Below are 18,814 nucleotides of genomic sequence, written 5' to 3'. Positions count from 1 at the left end.
ATGAAACGCGCTCATGACACAACATGACAACGATCCTGCTTGGCCGGACCATAAACCGACCGCGCTCCTCGTGCTCGCCGATGGCACCGTGCTCGAAGGCTTTGGCCTCGGCGCCGAAGGCCACGCCGTTGGTGAAGTCTGCTTCAACACCGCGATGACCGGCTATGAGGAGATCCTCACCGATCCCTCCTATGCCGGCCAGCTCATCACCTTCACCTTCCCGCATATCGGCAATGTCGGTACCAACGAGGAAGACATCGAGACGGTGAACATGGCGGCAACGCCGGGCGCGCGCGGCGTGATCCTGCGCACAGCGATCACCGATCCCTCGAACTACCGCGCCACCAAGCATCTCGACCAGTGGCTGAAGGCGCGCGGCATCATCGGCCTCTCCGGCATCGACACCCGTGCGCTGACCGCGCTGATCCGCAGCAAGGGCATGCCCAACGCCGTGATCGCGCACGCCAAAGACGGCGAGTTCGACCTGCATGGGTTGAAGGAAGAAGCGCGCGAATGGCCGGGCCTCGAGGGCATGGACCTCGTGCCGATGGTCACAAGCGGCCAGCGCTTCACCTGGGACGAGACGCCGTGGCTGTGGGACAAGGGCTTTGGCCGCCAGGACAAGGTGGAGTTCAACGTCGTCGCCATCGACTACGGCATCAAGCGCAACATCCTGCGCCTGCTCGCCGGCGTCGGCTGCAAGGTGACGGTGGTGCCGGCGACGACCTCGTCCGAAGACATTCTGGCGATGAAGCCGGACGGCGTGTTCCTGTCCAACGGTCCGGGCGATCCGGCCGCCACCGGCAAATATGCCGTGCCTGTGATCCGGGACGTCATTAAGTCGGGCACGCCGACCTTCGGCATTTGCCTTGGCCACCAGATGCTCGGCCTCGCCGTCGGCGCGAAGACGAAGAAGATGCATCAGGGCCATCACGGCGCCAACCACCCCGTGAAGGACGAGACCACCGGCAAGGTCGAGATCACCTCGATGAACCACGGTTTTGCCGTGGACGAGACCACGCTGCCGAAGGGCGCGACGCAGACCCACATCTCGCTGTTCGACGGATCCAATTGCGGCATCCAGCTCGACGGCAAGCCGGTGTTCTCGGTGCAGTACCACCCGGAAGCATCGCCCGGCCCGCGCGACTCGCACTATCTGTTCCAGCGTTTTGCGGATCTGATGCGGCAGAAGAAGAGCGCGTAAAGACGCGCGCTCTCATGCCCCGCTGAACCGGGGCCCACCACTCGCGGCTCTCCGGGTCCCGGCTCTGCGCCGCAGCGTTGCGCGCTGCAGCGCGTCCGGGACAGGTGACCTGTTGAGGAACACCTCCACACGATAGAATGTTGTCCCGCTGTCTTTTGCAGCCGGAGCCCGCCATGTCCGTCGTCCGCGACAAGGCCGAGCCGCTCGCCATCGTGTTCGAGGATGACGGACTCGTGCCGAACAACATCCTTCCGTTCCTGGTCTACCAGGGTGCGGTGAAGCTCGATCCGAAGCAGCCGGAAGAGACCATCGAGAACCTGTTCGAAGCGAACGGCTGGGGCGGGACGTGGCGCAACGGCGTCTACGATTATCTGCATTACCACGCGACGGTGCATGAGGTGCTCGGAGTTGCGCGTGGCAGCGCCCGCGTCCGCTTCGGCGGCGACCATGGCCAGGAGCTTGAGATCAAGGCGGGAGATGTCGCGATCCTGCCGGCCGGCACCGGACATCAATGCATCGGGGCGAGCGACGATTTCTGCGTGATCGGCGCCTATCCGCCGGGCAGCAAGATGGAGATCACGCGGCCAACGCCGGAGAGCCACGCGAAAGCGTTGAAGACGATTCCGAACGTCGCGATGCCGCCGGCCGATCCCGTGACGGGCACGGATGGGGCGTTGATGCGGCTGTGGCGGTAGCCACAACGAAGGTGCGTAGGGTGGCAAAGCGAAACGTGCCCACCAATCTATTCAAGCCGTAAGGAAAGATGGTGGGCACGGCGCGCAAGAGCGCGCCTTTGCCCACCCTACGGCAGCTCGGCCTACGCCTCGTTGCCGCCTTCCTGCCGCGTCGCCTCGAACAGGAACCACGTCCGGCGCTCGGTCTCGTCGATGAACACTTCCAAAATGCTGGCGCTGGCGACATCGCCGGCGTCGTCGCAGACCTCGTGCGCTTTGCGCATCGCGGCCGCGACGTGCTTGTTGTCCTGCATCAGCTCGCGCAGCATTTCGCGCGGCGGGACATAGTCCTCGTTGTTGTCCTTGATGGTCTGAAGCTTTGCGACTTGGCCGATCGACTTCAGCGTGGTGCCGCCGATTTTGCGGACGCGCTCGGCGAGCTGGTCGGTGGTGGCGAATATCTGGTCGGACTGCTCGTCGAGCAGCAGATGATAGTCGCGGAAATGCCGGCCGCTGATGTGCCAGTGAAAATTCTTAGTCTTCAGATACAGCGCGAAGGCGTCGGCCAGAAGTACGTTGAGCGCCTCCGAGACCTTCTTGACCCCGTCGGGCGACAGGTCGGTGGGGGTATCGAGATCGGGGGAGACCTTGTTGTTGGTTTTGCTCACGGGAAGCCTTCCTGTTAGGACGCGGACATTGACGGCGCGCCGTCGCACCCCTAACGCAAGGCGGGCAGCGCCGGTTCCTTGACGGGAACCGTTTGGCCGGGACCTTCGAATACCATGGACGATTGGATCGATTATTACGACTCGACGCACACGATCTATGTCAGCAAGCTGCATCGCGACTTGCACTTCCAGATCATCGCGCGGGACATCATCGGCTACATCTCTTCGCCGGACGCGACGGTGCTGGACTATGCCTGCGGCGAGGCGCTGTCGGCGAGCCAGGTGGCTGCTAGCTGCGGCCAGCTGATCCTCGCCGAGCCCGCGCCGGGCGTGCGCGGCCGGCTGATCGCGCGGTTTGCCCCGAACACCAAGATCCGCGTCCGCTCGCTCGACGATGTCCGCAAGATGCAGGACCAGTCGATCGACCTCGTCGTGATGAACTCAGTCGCGCAATACATGGCGCCGGACGAACTCGACGCCGCGCTCCTCACCATCCGCCGCATCCTGAAGCCCTCCGGCAAGCTGGTGCTGGGGGACATCCTCCAGCCCAATGTCGGCATGTTCAGGGACGTCATGGCGCTGCTCGGCTTCGGCCTGCGCCACGGTTTCTTGAAAGACGCGCTGGTCGGGCTGATCAGCACCGCGCTGTCCGATTACCGTCATCTGCGCACGCGCATCGGGCTCCAGCGCTACAGCGAGGAGGAGGTCACCGCCAAGCTGAGAGCGGCCGGGTTCGCGGTCCAGCGCGCCCACACCAATATCGGCCATAATCGCTGGCGCATGACCTTCGTCGCGCGGCCGCCTCTGGTTCGTTAAGCATAACAATTAGCCGTTGTAGCTTGTCGCACTGCAATCGGTAATGATCGCCTCGGCCCGGTGGCGGAAGCGTCTACGCGAGGGCGGTGCAACGCTCTACATCCTGGTTCAAATCCAGGCCGGGTCTCCAGCCTTCGCTGCTTACGCAGCTTCGGCTCGGCAAGCCTTCTCGTGGCGAAGGCTGCCGCGGCGAAGCCCGAAGGGGCGAAGCCGGGCGTGTCAGCAATCCGCCCCCAACCTCAATCCGCCCCAACCACTTCACCCTCCGGCAGCAACTGAAGCCGCTCGGCATCCTTGGCCGCGGAACTGATCACCGCATCGAGCAGGCCGGGAAAACGCGCGTCCAGATCCTCGCGGCGCAGCCGCATGAAGCGGTTGGTGCCGGCCACGCGCGTCTGCATCACGCCGCATTCGCGCAGCTTGGCGAAGTGATAGGCGAGGTTGGACTTGCCCGCGAGCCCGTTGAAGTCGCCGCAGCAGAGCTCTCTGCTGACACGTTCCTGCTGGGCAAGCTGGTAGACGATGGCGAGCCGGATCGGATCGCTCAGGCAATCCAGCACCATCGGCAACTCGATCTGCTCGCGGGTCGGGTGGAGAGGTGTGCGGCTCATGACCCGGAAATCATAGCGAAGCGGTCGCAATGTTCAATAGTTCTTGAACCAATTGACTTACAAACCACCGCACCCAATAGTTCAATAAACGTTGAACATAGGGATATCGTCCAATGAGCGTGTTCTGGCTGGCCCTGGCGGCCTTTGCGATCGGCACCGAAGGCTTTGTTATCGCAGGTCTTTTGCCCGGCATCGCCTCCGACTTGCAGATTTCGGTCTCCGCCGCCGGCCAATTGGTCACGGCCTACGCCCTCACCTATGCCGTGGGCTCGCCGATCCTGGCCGTCGCGCTGAACAATATCGACCGCCGAACCGTGCTGGCCCTGGCGCTGGCGACCTTCATCGCCGGAAATCTCGCCGCGATGGTGGCTTCCAGCTACGCCCTCCTACTGGCCTCGCGGATGCTGATGGCGCTGGGCTCCGGGCTTTGCATGCCGACGGCGCTCGCGGTGTCCGTGGCGGTCGCCTCGCCCGAACGGCGCGGCCGAGCGGTGGCGCTGGTCACGTCGGGTCTGACGGTCGCGACCGTCATCGGCGTTCCCCTCGGCAACCTCGTCGGCAGCCTGCTCGGCTGGCGCGCAACCTTTGCCATGGTCGCCCTGATCGGCACTGTTGCGCTTGCCGGGCTGCTGCTCGGCCTGCCCCGCGGCCTGCCACGCAACACCGCCTCGCTCGGCGAACGGCTGGCGGTGGCGCGTCACAGCAATGTCCTGGTCGCGCTCGTGATCACGATCCTATGGGCGCTCGGCGGCTTCACCGTCTTCACCTATTTCGCGGTTCCGCTCCGCGGCCTCGGCTTCGATGCGTCGCAAATCAGCCTTGCGTTGCTGGTGTTTGGCGGCGCAGCAGCGATCGGGAACATGTTCGGCGGCTTACTTGCCGACCGGCTCGGTACGCTCGCCACCGTGGGCCTCGGGCTCGCCGGCATGGCAGCTGCGCTGATCCTGCACTCAGTGGTCCTGAAGCTGATGCCGGGCCAGGCGCACTATGCGGTGCTGGGCACGATCTTCCTCTGGGGCATCTCGGGCTGGGCATTCTACCCGGCCCAGGTCTCCAGCATCATCCGGATCGAGCCGCAGGCCTCGATGATCGCGCTCTCGCTCAACGCCTCCGCCATGTATCTCGGCTTCGCCATCGGCGGGGCGCTCGGAGGGGCGGTGCTGGCGACCCTCTCGCCGAACGACCTCGGCTGGATCGGTGGAATGAGCGTTGCGGCCTCACTTCTGGTGCATCTCGCCCGTGGTTGGCAGGCCAGGCCAAAACCCGTCAAAATTGCCGGTTGATGGGCGTTTTTCGGGGTTTCGCCGCCCCGGAATCTGGTCTAAGACCCACCCGCGCGCGAGGGAGACCACCGCGCGCGCGCATGATCCGCCAAAGTGTAGGCGGTTTGGCGTCAAGATCATGCGCCTCTTATAAGAGTAGAAGCGCGATCGGACGCAAAACCGGTGGCCACTTTTGCTGATCGCGCTTCGGCCAAAGGGACGCGCAGGAGCGCGCCCTTTTTTTGTGCCCAAATTCCAGTCCGGCGAGAGTTGATGCCCAAACGTACAGACATCACCACCATCCTGATCATCGGCGCCGGTCCCATCGTGATCGGCCAGGCCTGCGAGTTCGACTATTCGGGCACCCAGGCGGTGAAGACGCTGAAGGAAGAGGGCTATCGCATTGTCCTCGTCAATTCCAACCCGGCCACCATCATGACCGATCCGGAATTGGCCGATGCGACCTATATCGAGCCGATCACGCCCGAGATCGTCGCCAAGATCATCGAGAAGGAACGTCACGTCATTCCCGGCGGCTTCGCGCTGCTGCCGACCATGGGCGGACAGACCGCGCTGAACTGCGCGCTGTCGCTGCGCCAGCAGGGCACGCTGGAGAAGTTCGACGTCGAGATGATCGGCGCCACCGCCGACGCGATCGACAAGGCCGAGGATCGCCAGCTTTTCCGCGAGGCCATGACCAAGATCGGTCTCGAGACGCCGAAGTCGCGGCTCGCCAATGCCTCCGCCCTGAAGAAGTCCTTCCGCGACAAGCGTCAGGCTGAACGCGAAAAGCTCTCGGGCGCGGCGCTCGAAGAGCACGATCGGCAGTGGACGCTGGGCGAGAGCGAGCGCCGCAAGCGCTACCAGGAATACGCCTTCGGCCAGGCCATGATGGCGCTGTCCGAGATCGGCCTGCCCGCGATCATCCGCCCCTCCTTCACGATGGGCGGCACCGGCGGCGGCATCGCCTACAACAAGGAAGAGTTCCTCGACATCATCGAGCGCGGCCTCGATGCGTCTCCAACCAACGAAGTGCTGATCGAAGAATCCGTGCTCGGCTGGAAAGAGTACGAGATGGAGGTGGTGCGCGACAAGAAGGACAATTGCATCATCGTCTGCTCGATCGAGAACCTCGATCCGATGGGCGTGCACACCGGCGATTCCATCACGGTGGCGCCGGCGCTGACGCTGACCGACAAGGAATACCAGATCATGCGCGACGCCTCGCTGGCGGTGCTGCGCGAGATCGGGGTGGAGACCGGCGGCTCCAACGTGCAGTTCGGCGTCAATCCCGAGGACGGCCGCATGGTCGTCATCGAGATGAACCCGCGCGTGTCGCGCTCATCCGCTCTGGCTTCGAAGGCCACCGGCTTTCCGATCGCCAAGGTCGCGGCCAAGCTTGCGGTCGGCTACACGCTCGACGAGATCGCCAACGACATCACCGGCGGCGCCACGCCGGCCTCGTTCGAGCCGACCATCGACTACGTCGTCACCAAGGTGCCGCGCTTCGCCTTCGAGAAATTCCCCGGCGCCTCCACCACGCTGACCACGTCGATGAAATCGGTCGGCGAAGTCATGGCGATTGGCCGCACCTTCCAGGAAAGCCTCCAGAAGGCGCTGCGCGGGCTCGAGACCGGACTGACCGGCCTCGACGAGATCGAGATCGAAGGTCTCGGCCGCGACGACGACAAGAATGCGATCCGCGCCGCGCTCGGCACGCCGACGCCGAACCGGCTGCTCCAGGTCGCCCAGGCGATGCGGCTCGGCTGGTCGAACGAGGAGATCTTCAACTCCTGCAAGATCGATCCGTGGTTCCTCAGCGAGATGCGCGGCATCGTCGACATGGAGGAGAAGGTCCGCAAGAACGGCCTGCCGGGCATTGCCTTCGGCATGCGCACGCTCAAGGCCATGGGCTTCTCCGATGCGCGGCTCGCGGTGCTCGCCGAGACGACGGAGGCCGAGGTCACCGCGAAGCGCCACGCGCTCGACGTTCGTCCGGTGTACAAGCGCATCGACACCTGCGCGGCCGAATTCGCATCGCCGACCGCCTATATGTATTCGACCTATGAGGCGCTGTTCGCGGGCGCGCCGGCGGACGAGAGCACGCCGTCCGACAAGAAGAAGGTCATCATTCTCGGCGGCGGACCGAACCGCATCGGCCAGGGCATCGAGTTCGACTATTGCTGCTGTCACGCCTGCTTCGCGCTGCACGATGCCGGCTACGAATCCATCATGGTCAACTGCAACCCGGAGACGGTGTCGACCGACTACGACACCGCCGACCGGCTCTATTTCGAGCCGCTCACCGCCGAGGACGTGCTGGAGATCATCGCCAAGGAGCGCACCAACGGCACGCTGCACGGCGTGATCGTGCAGTTCGGCGGCCAGACCCCGCTGAAGCTCGCGCGCGCCCTGGAAGCCGCCGAAGTGCCGATCCTCGGCACCTCGCCTGATGCCATCGACCTTGCCGAAGACCGCGACCGCTTCAAGCGCGTGCTCGACAAGCTCCGTCTCAAGCAGCCGAAGAACGGCATCGCCTATTCGGTCGAGCAGGCAAGACTCGTCTCCGCCGATCTCGGCCTGCCGCTTGTGGTGCGCCCGTCCTACGTGCTCGGCGGCCGCGCGATGCAGATCATCCGCGAGGAGAACCAGCTCAACGATTATCTGCTCGGCACGCTGCCCGAGCTGGTGCCGGCCGACGTCAAGGCGCGCTATCCGAACGACAAGACCGGGCAGATCAACACCGTGCTCGGCAAGAACCCGCTGCTGTTCGACCGTTATCTCTCGGACGCCACCGAGATCGACGTCGACTGCCTCTGCGACGGCAAGGACACCTTCATCGTCGGCATCATGGAGCACATCGAGGAAGCCGGCATCCATTCCGGCGACAGCGCCTGCTCGCTGCCGGCGCATTCGCTCGAGCCTGACATGATCGAGGAGCTGGAGCGGCAGACCCGCGAGCTCGCGCTCGGCCTCGACGTCGTCGGCCTGATGAACGTGCAATACGCCATCAAGGACGGCGAGATCTACGTGCTCGAGGTCAATCCGCGCGCCTCGCGCACCGTGCCCTTCGTCGCCAAGGTGGTCGGAACGCCGGTCGCGAAGATCGCCGCACGCATCATGGCGGGCGAGAAGCTCGCCGATTTCAAGCTGAAGAAGGCAAAGCTCAAGCACGTCGGCGTCAAGGAATCGGTCTTCCCGTTCGCGCGCTTCCCCGGCGTCGACACGGTGCTCGGCCCCGAGATGCGCTCGACCGGCGAGGTCATGGGCATCGACCGCAATTTCGAGGTCGCCTTCGCCAAGAGCCAGCTCGGCGGCGGCACGCGTGTACCGCGCAAGGGCACGGTGTTCGTCTCGGTGCGCGAGAGCGACAAGACGCGCATCGCCGAGGCGGTCCGCGAACTGCATTCGCTCGGCTTCAGGGTGCTGGCGACCTCGGGCACCCAGCGCTTCCTGACCGACCAGGGCATCCCGACCGAGAAGGTGAACAAGGTGCTGGAGGGCCGGCCGCACATCGTCGACGCCATCACCAATGGCGACGTCCAGCTGGTCTTCAACACCACCGAAGGCCCGCAGGCGCTCGCCGACAGCCGTTCGCTGCGGCGCGCGGCCCTCTTGCATAAAGTGCCGTATTACACCACTCTTTCCGGGGCCGTGGCGGCCGCGCAGGGCATCCGCGCCTATCTCGGCGGGGACCTTGAGGTTCGTACCCTGCAGAGCTACTTTTCGGAAACCTGATCGCGAGCGGAAGGCCGAGCCTTTAGGGTTAAGCCATCCGCTAAGTGATTGGCAATGAAGCCACAATGGCCGGAGGAACTGTCCGGCCATGGTGGTTGTTCTGTTCCGGCGCCAGCCCACATAACGTTCCGGTGGCCGCGTGTTCAGCGCCGGGAATACCGACGAATCAAGGTTGCCGCGCCCGCTGTTGTGGGGGCGCGGGATCGAAGGACGAGAGAAGAGATGGAAAAGGTTCCGATGACCCAGGCCGGCTTTGTCGCGCTCGGGGAAGAATTGAAGAAGCGCCAGTCCGAGGATCGTCCGCGGATCATCGAGCATATTGCCGAGGCGCGCTCGCACGGAGACCTGTCGGAGAACGCGGAATATCATGCCGCGAAGGAAGAGCAGTCCCACAATGAAGGCCGCATCGCCGAGCTCGAGGACAAGCTCGCGCGCGCCGACATCATCGACATCTCGAAACTGTCCGGCGACACCATCAAGTTCGGCGCCACCGTGACCTTGGTCGACGAGGACACCGAGAAGAAGACGGTGTGGCAGATCGTCGGCGAGGTCGAGGCCGACGCCAAGAAGGGCCGCATCTCCATCACCTCGCCGCTCGCCCGCGCGCTGATCGGCAAGAAGAAGGGTTCGACCGTCGAGGTCAACGCACCCGGCGGCGCCAAGGCGTATGAAATTACCAAGGTGGAGTGGCGGTAAGAATTTGCCGCTGCGCTGACGTTTGAAAAAGGCCGCGCCCAGCGCGGCCTTTTTGTTTCGGCGTGGTGCTTGCGCTCAATGAACACATGCCTTCACCACACGTCATTGCGAGCGTAGAGCAATAGCATACACCGCTCTCGTGTCCCGGACGCGCTGCAACGCCCTTAGCGTTGCTGCGCAGAGCCGGGACCCAGAAAGCAACACGGGAAGGCGCGGTGAGATGGGCCCCGGCTCTGCAGCGCACCGCACCGGACGATGCTTCGCATCGCCAGGAGCGTTGCGCTGCGTTCGGGGCACGAGACCGGAGAGCTACCTCCGCCCCTTCACGTCCAGCGGCACGGCCGCCTCGTACTTCGAATTATGCAGCACCAGCGACGTCCGCACATTCCGCACATGAGGCGCGGCGGTCAGATGGGTGACGAAATCCTGGAAGGTCGCCATGTCGGGGGCGACGCATTTGAGGATGAAATCGACCTCGCCCGACAGCATCCAGCATTCCCGGACCAGGGGCTCGGCGCGGACGAACTCCTCGAAGGCGCGAAGATCCGCCTCGGCCTGGCTGGACAGGTGCACGGCGGCGAATACGGTGACGTCGAAGCCGAGCTTGCGGGCGTCCAGCAGGCCGCGATAGCCGTGGATATAGCCCTCCTCCTCCAGCGCCCGGACGCGGCGCAGGCAGGGCGGCGGCGAGATGCCGACCCGTTTGGCCAGCTCGACATTCGTGATTCGACCGTCGGCCTGAATCTCGGAGAGAATTTTCAGGTCGATGTCGTCTAGGTTCCGCGACACTTGATTGGAACTCCTGGCCTTTGCGGCTTTATTGGTGGGTTTGCCGCAATCCTCATAGCCCAGTCAGCACGACTAGCGCAATTTTATTGCGCGTGCACCGCAATCGACTTTTGTTCCTTGTTGGAAAAATCCGCCGATAGGCAATGCAATTCTTGCATAGCTCACCAGAAGGCTTAGATTAGCTCTGATATTTCAGCGCCTCCGCGAGGCCTCCCGGCACGTTCCGCGCCCGCGCTGCGAATCCCCCGTGAAAGGCGTCCGTCAATATGTCCGCCCATGTCCATGCAAAGGTCGTCATTATCGGCTCCGGCCCCGCCGGCTACACGGCAGCGATCTACGCCGCGCGCGCGATGCTCGAGCCGATCCTGATCCAGGGCATCCAGCCGGGCGGCCAGCTCACCATCACCACCGACGTCGAGAACTATCCCGGCTTCGCCGACGTGATCCAGGGCCCCTGGCTGATGGAGCAGATGGAGAAGCAGGCCGTCCATGTCGGCACCAAGATCATCTCCGATCTGGTGATCAAGCTCGACAGCTCGCAGCGGCCGTTCCGCCTCACCTGCGACTCCGGTGACGTCTATTTCGCCGACGCCGTGATCCTCGCCACCGGCGCGCAGGCGCGCTGGCTCGGGTTGCCCTCCGAATTAAAGTTCCAAGGCGGCGGCGTGTCGGCCTGCGCCACCTGCGACGGCTTCTTCTACCGCAACAAGGAGGTCGTTGTGGTCGGCGGCGGCAATACCGCGGTCGAGGAAGCCCTGTACCTCACCAACCATGCCTCGCAGGTCACCATCGTGCATCGCCGCGACCATTTCCGCGCCGAGCGCATCCTGCAGGAGCGTCTGTTCAAGCACCCGAAGATCAAGGTGATCTGGGACAGCGCCGTCGACGAGATCTGCGGCACCGAGAATCCGAACAAGGTCACCCATGTCCGCCTCAAGAACGTCAAGACCGGCGCACTGACGGACGTGAAGACCGACGGTGTCTTCATCGCCATCGGCCACGCGCCGGCGACCGAGCTCGTGAAAGACCAGATCAAGCTCAAACCGTCGGGCTATGTCGAGGTCGCCCCGAACTCGACCGCCACCTCGATGCCCGGCCTGTTCGCCGCCGGCGACGTCGCCGACGAGACCTATCGCCAGGCCGTCACGGCCGCCGGCCTCGGCTGCATGGCAGCTCTCGAAGCCGAACGTTTCTTGGCCCTGCGCGCCAGCGAGCGCGCGGCAGCGGAATAAAGATCATGCCCCGAACACGCGACGGATTTACGGATATGGACTGGGACAAGCTGAAGGTGTTTCACGCAGCGGCGGAAGCTGGCAGCTTCACGCATGCGGGCGAGCAGCTCGGCCTGTCGCAATCGGCGGTGTCGCGCCAGGTTTCGGCGCTGGAGCAGGAGCTTTCGGTCTCGCTGTTCCACCGCCATGCCCGCGGCCTGATCCTCACCGAGCAGGGCGACCTGTTGTTCCGCACCGCGCATGACGTGTTCATGCAGCTCCAGGCGGCGCGCGCCAAGCTGACCGACAGCCGCGAGCGGCCGAGCGGCGACCTCAAGATCACCACCACGCCCGGCGTCGGCATCAACTGGCTGATCCCGCGGCTCGGCGAGTTCACCGCGCTCTATCCGGAAATCCGGATCTCGCTGATCGTCACCGACGAGGAGCTCGACCTGTCGATGCGCGAGGCCGACGTCGCGATCCGCACCCGCAAGCCGACGCAACCGGATCTCATCCAGCGCAAGCTGTTCGCGATGGGCTTCCACGCCTATTGCTCGCCGGAATACATCAAGCGCTTCGGCACGCCGCGCACGCTGGAGGAGCTCGACTCCCACCGCATCATCACGCTCTCGGACGGCAACTTCGCGCCGCATTTGCAGAACCGCAACTGGCTGGTCGAAGCCGGCCGCAACGGCTCGGGTCCGCGCGAAGCCTATTTCAGGGTCAACAACATCCTCGGTCTGGTGCGCGCCTGTCAGCAGGGCCTCGGCATCGCGGCGCTGCCCGACTACCTCGTCGAGGAACAGAGCAAACTCGTGCAGTTGTTCGGCGAGTCGGATTCGATCCAGCTCGATACGTATTTTGTCTATCCCGAAGAGTTGAAGACGGTCGCGCGCGTGCAGGTGTTCCGCGACTTCGTGGTGAGCAAGGCGCAGCGCTGGCCTTCCTGATTTCCGCATGACTGACATGCGGCCTCGGCTGTTGCTGCAGGGCGCTCGTCAAGCTCATACTGCTTGCACGCTGAGCCTTCGCGTTGCGCATTTGTCCCCCTCCTCCAGTGGCGCGGGAGTTCAGTAATCCCTCTTGGAAGGTGATTGTGTCGGCCTCACGTGGCCAATACCTTAAGCCGGGCTCGTTCGAGCCCGGCTTTTTTTCGGTCAAATCGGCCTTCGCCTTCCGCGTGTATTGACAGTTCCAGGCATACCCCGCATCATTTGCAAATGATCACGAAGTCGTGCGCAATCTCGTCGAAGGCGATCGCCTCGAAAAAAGGCCCCCATCCGGGGACCTCGGAGTTTTGCGCGCGTTAGACCGGCTTCGTCATCGCTGCAATCCCGAAAACCCCGCCGCCTGGACGGGGTTTTTTCATGTGCCCTCCGTCTCAGGTTTCCCGAGAAGGAGATGGAAACATGACCGGACTTGAAGATCATTTGCACGGGCTGTGGCTGCCGCTGGTGACGCCGTTTCAGGGCGGCGCGCTCGACGAGCGATCGCTGCGGCGGCTGACGCGACATTACAGCGCGCAAGGCATCGACGGATTCATCCTGGGGGCGACCTCGGGTGAAGGCATGACGCTGCGCGAGGCCGAGCTCGAACGTCTCGTCGCCATCGTGCGCGACGAGATGGCGGCGGGCCGGCGCACCTTGCCGATCTGCCTCGGACTGTCGGGCGCGGACACCGCGCGGCTGAAGGACCGTCTCGACGAGACCGCGGACTGGCCCATCGACGGTTATCTGATCGCAAGCCCGTATTATGTGCGCCCCTCGCAGCGCGGCCTGTTGGCGCATTTCGAGACGCTCGCCGATCACGCCGCCTGGCCGATTGCGCTCTACAACATTCCCTATCGCACCGCGGTGACCATCACCAACCAGACCATGCTGCGGCTCGCCGAGCATCCCAACATCATAGGCTTGAAGGATTGCGGCGCGAGCCGCGAGCAATCGATCGCGCTGCTGCGCGACCGGCCGAAGGAATTTCGCGTGCTCACCGGCGAGGACGCCAACTATTTCGAGGCGCTCAGCGACGGCGCCGACGGCGGCATCGTGCTGTCGGCCCATGTCGAGACCGCGACGTTTGCGGCGGTGTATGCGGAAGCGAAGCGCGGCAACCACGACGCGGCTCTGGCGCGCTGGCACGAGGTCGCCGATCTGACGCGGCTGCTGTTCACCGAGCCGAGCCCGGCGCCGGCGAAGTATTGGCTGTGGCGATGCGGCCTGATCGACAGCCCCGAGGTGCGCCTGCCAATGGTGGAAGTGAGCAGCGAGCTCGCAGCCGCGATCGATCGCGAGATCGAGCGACGGACGAAGGTGGCGGCGTAGTTTCTCGTTCACCCTCCCCTGGAGGGGGAGGGTCGATCGCGCGAAGCGCGAGCGGGGTAGGGTGATCTCGCAACTCGGGCACTGTCGGATGGGGCGAGACCGTCACCCCACCCCGTCTCACATTTCGCTGCGCTCATGTGAGCCGACCCACGGGCGAGCTTCGCTCGTCCCGGACCCCTCCAGGGGAGGGTAAGAGCGCCGCCCCTTGGTTAACCGCGCCCCAACGGCCTTCGCTGCTGCCGCATGGCGCATCCACGGCTCGTTTACGCTCTGGTGCCTATCGTTTCCTCCAGGACTTTTCATAAGGGGGAATGACCATGGGACATCGCACCCGGCCTACGGCCGCGAGCCAATACGCGCCGGCCGATCTTTTGCAGGGAATTCTCGTCGTTTCGTCGTTCGGGTTCTGGGCCGTGATGCTCGGCCTGATGCCGGTGCTGCTGTATCGGATCTGGCTCGCCTGAAGGCGGCACGTCGCGCGGATGGTTAAGCGGCCGTCACAAATGCGCTCAAAATGCGCAGCGGCTTGCAAGCCGGAATCTTAAAATATCCCGCGTATCGTTCACGCCCATAAGCGAAGAAATCGCGGGGGCGTTTATGAATAGTCATAATGAGATGGCGTCGCATTTCGGCGCCGGACAGGAGCAGCTGTCCACCGAGCAGAGCTTTACCACCGAGGACATTCTCTGGGCCGCCGGCATCTGGTCGGTGATCCTGACGATGTCGCCGGTCATCGTGTTCTACATGCTGATGGTGGCGTAGTCTCCTTCAGCAGATCCCGACGCAAAACGCGCGGACGTTCCCGCGCGTTTTTCGTCCGGGGAAATGAATAATGAAATTAAGCAGCCTGCTTGTGCATTGCGCCGGACGCCGACGCCGTGCCGCGAATGGCCTTAACTGAACGCTCGATCGCTGCCCACAGCCTTGCGATTTCCTGAGCCGCACGGCTCTCGGCCTGATATTCCCGCGCGCCCTCGCCGTGGCTCAGCGCCATCAGCAGATCCGAACGGTTGGTGATCTGGCCGCCCCACACCGGAGCCCGGAATTTCGCCAGCGCTTCGCGGGCGATGGTGACGATCGGGCTTTCGGCTTCGTCGCGCTTGGCCGGCGCACCGTTGAGCACGACCGCGTAGGGCTTGCGCGCGGCGCGGCACATCTGGATGGTTTCCTGCACCGCGTTGACGTCGAACACGCCGGGACGCGCCGGAATGACCACCATCGTCGCGTTCTTGATCGCATCGTCGACCACGGCCGAGAGGTTCGGCGGCGTGTCGATCAACACCCATTCATAACCGTCACGCTTGGCAGCGGAGACGATGCCGCTGACGGAGTTCACGGCCGCCTTGATCGGCGGCTCGTTGGTGCCACGCAGCTTGTGCCACAGCGTGAGCGAGCCCTGCGGGTCCGCGTCCACGAGCATGACCTGCTTGCTCGCCTTGATCTGCGCGGCGAGATGCGCGGCTAGGGTACTCTTGCCCGAGCCGCCTTTACGCGATGCAAAAACAATAACGTTCATACCTTCGGCCTCCAGATTGACCCTAGGCCGCGAAAATGAATCACCGCGCTGATTCGTGAAAGAAAAATTTATCGAGGGTTGCGTTACAGCCACGAAATAACAAGGCGTGTTGGCTTTTGAGTCACACTGCGTCGCAGGACGAGAGACCAACTGCAGCGAAACACCGCCCGCGCGAGCATCTGTGCGTTCTTTGAGCAGCCGAGCGGGACCAAACGGAATGCAACCTTCCCGCGCAAACCCTTACCCGACTCTTTTCCATCGCGCGTTGGTAATTGCCGCAGGCATCAGCGCGGCCCGCGCGAACAAAAGGAGTCCACGGGAACACGGGCTGCCTCGGCTCAGCCGTCGCTGGTCTTTTTCTTCTTGGGCTTGGTGCTCTTCTTCGCGGTTTTGGGCGCGATGTTGGTCGGCCTGCCGGCGCGGACCTCGCCCGGCTCCGGTCCGCGGCGGAAGAACACCGCGCATTGCGGCGAGAGCTGCGCCTTCTTCTTGATCATGCAGGCGGTGATGGCGTCGACGTTCGGAACGAACTCGCCGCACAGCCGCATCGCATCCGGCGTGCAGGCCTGCTGCTCCTCCGGGGTGTAGGCGAAGCCGGTACCGGGCTGGACCAGAACGGCCAGGGCCATCCCGAGGGTTGCAGCAGCCAAGGATGTCTTGAAGCGAAACGCCGGCATCGATCCCCCCACATGTCGAGTCGGAGGGAATAGTGGGTGAACGGCGGTTCGTTGGCAACCGAGGGGAGATGCGAAAGGTCGGACCTGTGCGGTCTCGGCAACAGGCGGGCAGCCCACCAGCCAAGCGCAGTGGCGAAGCCGGCGCGCTACGCGGAGTCGTTCCAACTCACAGCTGTCATCCCCCGCGCAGGCGGGGGATCCAGTACGCCGCGACTTCTCGGGGAACGTCGGGCGTCTCTGGAATACTGGATCCCCGCCTTCGCGGGGATGACAGCGGGGCGCGTGAGCGAGCGACTGCTGCTCACCCCTCGTCCGAGTTTCGCGACCCCTCCCAATAAAAATTGCGAAAACAACCCCATGCACAGTAGCCAAGCCCCGGCAATCGTTACGCATTTCACAACTTAGGATTTAGCGAAGTCGAATTTGACTTGTCGGGCAAAACGGGGGCATGATGTCGTCATCACAAAAGATGCGCGTGGGGTGATCGGCCTGTCTCCTGCGCTGGTTGAAAAGCGCACGAGAGGAAGCGATCGCAATGGAAGGGAATGAAGCGGAGCTGCCGCTGTCGGGCGTCACGGTGGTCTCGCTCGAGCAGGCGATCGCAGCGCCGCTGGCCAGCCGGCACCTCGCCGACTGGGGCGCGCGGGTGATCAAGATCGAGCGGCCGAGCGCAGGCGACTTCTGCCGGGACTACGACCACGTGATGAACGGCATGTCGAGCCAGTTCGTCTGGACCAACCGGTCCAAGGAAAGCCTCGCCATCGACATCAAGAGCGAGGACGGCCGCAAGGTGCTCGACGCCCTGCTGCCGCAGGCCGATGTGTTCATCCAGAACCTGGCGCCGGGCGCTGCCGAGCGGCTCGGGCTCGATGCCGCATCGCTGTTGCGCAGACATCCGCGCATCATCGCCTGCGACGTGTCGGGCTATGGCCCTGGCGGCCCCTACAGCAGCAAGAAGGCCTACGATCTCCTGGTCCAGTGCGAGGCCGGGGTTCTCGCCATCAACGGCACCGAGGCGGAGCCGGCCAAGGTCGGGCTCTCGGTGGTCGACATCGCCACCGGCATGTACATCCTCAACGGCGTGCTGATGGCGCTGTACCGCCGCGAGCGGACCGGCAAGGGCACCGCCTTCCAGGCCTCGCTGTTCGACTCCATCACGGACTGGATGAGCTATCCCGCCTTCTACACGCACAGCACGGGCCGGCCGCTGCCGCGAACCGGCGCCAGGCATGCGACGATCGCGCCGTATGGGCCGTTCCGGGTCGGCGACGGCAACACCATCTTCTTCGGCATCCAGAACGATCGGGAATGGCGGTCGCTGTGCAGCATCGTCCTCGGTGATGCCGGCTTCGCCGATCATCCGAGCTTCCGCACCAATCCGCTGCGCATGCAGAACCGCGACGATCTGCAAGGACATATCGAGCAGCGCTTTGCATCCATGACCAGCGAGGAGGTGTTGGAGCTGCTCGACGAAGCCTCGATCGCCAACGCGCATCTGAATTCGGTCGAGGCTTTTCTGGAGCATGAGCAGCTCCGCGCGCGGTCCCGGGTGCAGAGCGTCGGCTCGCCGTGCGGGCCGGTGATGAGCTTCCTGCCCGCGCTGACCATTCCTGGCGTCAAGCCGCGGATGGATCCGGTGCCGGATGTCGGACAGCACAACCAAGCCATCCTCAGCGAACTCGGTCTGGCGAAGGACATTTGACGATGGTCTCGCTGCGGCCCACGCGGGCCTACCTCGCCGTCCCCGCCCATCGCTCCCGTCTTGTCGCCAAGGCAGCGGCATCAGTTGCGGACGCGGTGTTCATGGATCTCGAGGACGCGGTGCCGCCATCCGAGAAAAGCCTTGCTCTGAACGAGGCCATCCAATCCCTCGCCTCGCTCGACTGGGGCAATAAGCGCGTCGCGGTGAGGATCAACGCCGTCGACAGCCCGTTCATCGCCCAGGAAATCCGCGCGCTGGCGGCGCTTCCGCGGCTGGATGCGGTGATCGTGCCGAAGGCGGAGCGCGCCAGCGACATCGCCGGGATTGCCGAGCAGTTGCGCGCGGCCGCGCCCGATCGCCCCGCGCCGGTAGCGCTGGAATTGCTGATCGAGACGGCGCTCGGTCTCGTCAATGTCGACACGCTCGCCGCATGTCACGACAGCGTCGCCGCGCTGCATCTCGGCGTCGGCGATTTCGCGGCGTCGATCGGCGCCCGCTCCTCCGACATCGGCGTGTCGCCGGATGCCTATCGTCACGTCGGATCAGCGCAAATCGGCTATGCCTCGGCCCCGCTCGACCTGTTCGCCTATCCGATGATGCGCGTCCTGGTGGCCGCCCGCGCGTTCGGCCTCATCGCCATCGACGGCCCCTGCGGCGCGTTCCGCGATGCCAGGCTGACCGAAAGCAGCGCGCAAAAGGCCGCCGCGATGGGTTTCGACGGCAAGCAGGTCATTCACCCCGATCAGATCGCGCCGACGCTACGCGCGTTCCTGCCGTCGGAGCAGGAGCTGGCCCAGGCGCGGCGGATCGTCGACGCCATGGAGCAGGCGGAGGCGAACGGCCAGGGCGCGGTGACGCTGGACGGCAAGATGATCGACTACGCCAATGTGCGGATGGCGCGCCGGATCATCGAGCTGGGGTCGTAGCGGCGC

Annotated in this window: 18 protein-coding genes and 1 tRNA gene; 14 read left to right on the top strand and 5 right to left on the bottom strand. The window is 64.3% G+C overall.

The features are described from left to right. The first annotated feature begins 13 nt into the window (after positions 1–13). Entirely contained in the window at positions 14–1,204 is a 1,191-nt protein-coding gene (gene carA / locus RAD10_RS05960; RefSeq protein WP_461616711.1) for a glutamine-hydrolyzing carbamoyl-phosphate synthase small subunit, read from the top strand. 173 nt (positions 1,205–1,377) lie between these two features. Continuing rightward, positions 1,378–1,899: a cupin domain-containing protein gene (locus RAD10_RS05955; RefSeq protein ID WP_461616710.1), complete on the top strand. Its 522-nt coding sequence runs from the start codon at positions 1,378–1,380 to the stop codon at positions 1,897–1,899. A gap of 122 nt (positions 1,900–2,021) precedes the next feature. Here the strand turns inward: RAD10_RS05955 and RAD10_RS05950 are convergent, their stop codons facing one another. Next, the gene (locus tag RAD10_RS05950; RefSeq protein ID WP_018318252.1) at positions 2,022–2,546 is read right to left on the bottom strand and encodes a Dps family protein; all 525 of its coding nucleotides are present in this window, start codon (positions 2,544–2,546) and stop codon (positions 2,022–2,024) included. Positions 2,547–2,660: 114 nt separating this feature from the next. Here RAD10_RS05950 and RAD10_RS05945 point away from each other — a divergent pair, with 114 nt between their 5' ends. Both RAD10_RS05945 and RAD10_RS05940 read left to right on the top strand, forming a co-directional pair. Then, positions 2,661–3,362, top strand: coding sequence for a class I SAM-dependent methyltransferase (locus tag RAD10_RS05945; protein ID WP_461616709.1), 702 nt, complete (start codon positions 2,661–2,663; stop codon positions 3,360–3,362). A gap of 54 nt (positions 3,363–3,416) precedes the next feature. Then, positions 3,417–3,492, top strand: a tRNA-OTHER gene (locus RAD10_RS05940). A 109-nt stretch (positions 3,493–3,601) separates the two neighbouring features. Here RAD10_RS05940 and RAD10_RS05935 read toward each other — a convergent pair. Beyond that, a complete protein-coding gene (locus tag RAD10_RS05935) occupies positions 3,602–3,973 on the bottom strand; it encodes an ArsR/SmtB family transcription factor (protein ID WP_461616708.1) in 372 nt (123 codons plus the stop codon). 113 nt (positions 3,974–4,086) lie between these two features. Between RAD10_RS05935 and RAD10_RS05930 the strand changes: the two genes are divergently transcribed. From RAD10_RS05930 to greA, 3 genes are all read left to right on the top strand, one after another. Next, positions 4,087–5,256 (top strand): MFS transporter, encoded by a 1,170-nt coding sequence (locus RAD10_RS05930; RefSeq protein ID WP_461616707.1) that lies wholly within the window; start codon positions 4,087–4,089, stop codon positions 5,254–5,256. A 252-nt stretch (positions 5,257–5,508) separates the two neighbouring features. After that, positions 5,509–8,973, top strand: coding sequence for a carbamoyl-phosphate synthase large subunit (gene carB, locus RAD10_RS05925; protein WP_461616706.1), 3,465 nt, complete (start codon positions 5,509–5,511; stop codon positions 8,971–8,973). A gap of 222 nt (positions 8,974–9,195) precedes the next feature. Continuing rightward, the gene (gene greA / locus RAD10_RS05920) at positions 9,196–9,669 is read left to right on the top strand and encodes a transcription elongation factor GreA (RefSeq protein ID WP_018643807.1); all 474 of its coding nucleotides are present in this window, start codon (positions 9,196–9,198) and stop codon (positions 9,667–9,669) included. 309 nt (positions 9,670–9,978) lie between these two features. Here greA and RAD10_RS05915 read toward each other — a convergent pair whose 3' ends face one another. Next, positions 9,979–10,458 carry an Lrp/AsnC family transcriptional regulator gene (locus RAD10_RS05915; protein ID WP_026201989.1) on the bottom strand — a complete coding sequence of 160 codons (480 nt, stop codon included), beginning with the start codon at positions 10,456–10,458 and terminating at the stop codon, positions 9,979–9,981. Between the two features lie 266 nt (positions 10,459–10,724). Here RAD10_RS05915 and trxB point away from each other — a divergent pair, with 266 nt between their 5' ends. The 5 genes from trxB to RAD10_RS05890 all read left to right on the top strand — a co-directional run bounded on the left by trxB (position 10,725) and on the right by RAD10_RS05890 (position 14,749). Then, entirely contained in the window at positions 10,725–11,690 is a 966-nt protein-coding gene (gene trxB / locus RAD10_RS05910; RefSeq protein ID WP_461616705.1) for a thioredoxin-disulfide reductase, read from the top strand. A 5-nt stretch (positions 11,691–11,695) separates the two neighbouring features. Then, entirely contained in the window at positions 11,696–12,619 is a 924-nt protein-coding gene (locus RAD10_RS05905) for a LysR family transcriptional regulator (RefSeq protein ID WP_026201990.1), read from the top strand. 459 nt (positions 12,620–13,078) lie between these two features. Then, positions 13,079–13,987, top strand: a complete 909-nt coding sequence (locus RAD10_RS05900; RefSeq protein ID WP_461616704.1) for a 4-hydroxy-tetrahydrodipicolinate synthase family protein — start codon at positions 13,079–13,081, stop codon at positions 13,985–13,987. A gap of 317 nt (positions 13,988–14,304) precedes the next feature. Then, the gene (locus tag RAD10_RS05895; protein ID WP_165637427.1) at positions 14,305–14,451 is read left to right on the top strand and encodes a hypothetical protein; all 147 of its coding nucleotides are present in this window, start codon (positions 14,305–14,307) and stop codon (positions 14,449–14,451) included. 133 nt (positions 14,452–14,584) lie between these two features. Beyond that, on the top strand, positions 14,585–14,749 hold the full coding sequence (locus tag RAD10_RS05890) for a hypothetical protein (RefSeq protein ID WP_461616703.1): 165 nt from the start codon (positions 14,585–14,587) through the stop codon (positions 14,747–14,749). A gap of 76 nt (positions 14,750–14,825) precedes the next feature. Here RAD10_RS05890 and RAD10_RS05885 read toward each other — a convergent pair whose 3' ends face one another. After that, the gene (locus RAD10_RS05885) at positions 14,826–15,503 is read right to left on the bottom strand and encodes a ParA family protein (RefSeq protein WP_025032179.1); all 678 of its coding nucleotides are present in this window, start codon (positions 15,501–15,503) and stop codon (positions 14,826–14,828) included. Between the two features lie 338 nt (positions 15,504–15,841). Continuing rightward, a complete protein-coding gene (locus RAD10_RS05880; protein ID WP_461616702.1) occupies positions 15,842–16,180 on the bottom strand; it encodes a hypothetical protein in 339 nt (112 codons plus the stop codon). A 535-nt stretch (positions 16,181–16,715) separates the two neighbouring features. Here RAD10_RS05880 and RAD10_RS05875 point away from each other — a divergent pair. Together RAD10_RS05875 and RAD10_RS05870 are read left to right on the top strand one after the other, a co-directional pair. Then, positions 16,716–17,882 (top strand): CaiB/BaiF CoA transferase family protein, encoded by a 1,167-nt coding sequence (locus tag RAD10_RS05875; protein ID WP_461616701.1) that lies wholly within the window; start codon positions 16,716–16,718, stop codon positions 17,880–17,882. A 2-nt stretch (positions 17,883–17,884) separates the two neighbouring features. Then, complete coding sequence (locus RAD10_RS05870; RefSeq protein ID WP_461616700.1) at positions 17,885–18,808, top strand: HpcH/HpaI aldolase/citrate lyase family protein; 924 nt, start codon at positions 17,885–17,887, stop codon at positions 18,806–18,808. Positions 18,809–18,814: the final 6 nt, after the last annotated feature.

Source organism: Bradyrhizobium sp. 23AC (assembly GCF_054863025.1).
The sequence above is the reverse complement of the archived record's forward strand: the minus strand, read 5'-3'. Positions and strand labels throughout refer to the sequence as shown.

Bases quoted from the DNA above. Each gene is read 5' to 3' on its own strand.
- carA (WP_461616711.1), top strand. From the start codon at position 14: ATGACACAACATGACAACGATCCTGCTTGGCCGGACCATAAACCGACC.
- RAD10_RS05955 (WP_461616710.1), top strand. From the start codon at position 1,378: ATGTCCGTCGTCCGCGACAAGGCCGAGCCGCTCGCCATCGTGTTCGAG.
- RAD10_RS05945 (WP_461616709.1), top strand. From the start codon at position 2,661: ATGGACGATTGGATCGATTATTACGACTCGACGCACACGATCTATGTC.
- RAD10_RS05935 (WP_461616708.1), bottom strand. From the start codon at position 3,973: ATGAGCCGCACACCTCTCCACCCGACCCGCGAGCAGATCGAGTTGCCG.
- RAD10_RS05930 (WP_461616707.1), top strand. From the start codon at position 4,087: ATGAGCGTGTTCTGGCTGGCCCTGGCGGCCTTTGCGATCGGCACCGAA.
- carB (WP_461616706.1), top strand. From the start codon at position 5,509: ATGCCCAAACGTACAGACATCACCACCATCCTGATCATCGGCGCCGGT.
- greA (WP_018643807.1), top strand. From the start codon at position 9,196: ATGGAAAAGGTTCCGATGACCCAGGCCGGCTTTGTCGCGCTCGGGGAA.
- trxB (WP_461616705.1), top strand. From the start codon at position 10,725: ATGTCCGCCCATGTCCATGCAAAGGTCGTCATTATCGGCTCCGGCCCC.
- RAD10_RS05905 (WP_026201990.1), top strand. From the start codon at position 11,696: ATGCCCCGAACACGCGACGGATTTACGGATATGGACTGGGACAAGCTG.
- RAD10_RS05900 (WP_461616704.1), top strand. From the start codon at position 13,079: ATGACCGGACTTGAAGATCATTTGCACGGGCTGTGGCTGCCGCTGGTG.
- RAD10_RS05895 (WP_165637427.1), top strand. From the start codon at position 14,305: ATGGGACATCGCACCCGGCCTACGGCCGCGAGCCAATACGCGCCGGCC.
- RAD10_RS05890 (WP_461616703.1), top strand. From the start codon at position 14,585: ATGAATAGTCATAATGAGATGGCGTCGCATTTCGGCGCCGGACAGGAG.
- RAD10_RS05885 (WP_025032179.1), bottom strand. From the start codon at position 15,503: ATGAACGTTATTGTTTTTGCATCGCGTAAAGGCGGCTCGGGCAAGAGT.
- RAD10_RS05880 (WP_461616702.1), bottom strand. From the start codon at position 16,180: ATGCCGGCGTTTCGCTTCAAGACATCCTTGGCTGCTGCAACCCTCGGG.
- RAD10_RS05875 (WP_461616701.1), top strand. From the start codon at position 16,716: ATGGAAGGGAATGAAGCGGAGCTGCCGCTGTCGGGCGTCACGGTGGTC.
- RAD10_RS05870 (WP_461616700.1), top strand. From the start codon at position 17,885: ATGGTCTCGCTGCGGCCCACGCGGGCCTACCTCGCCGTCCCCGCCCAT.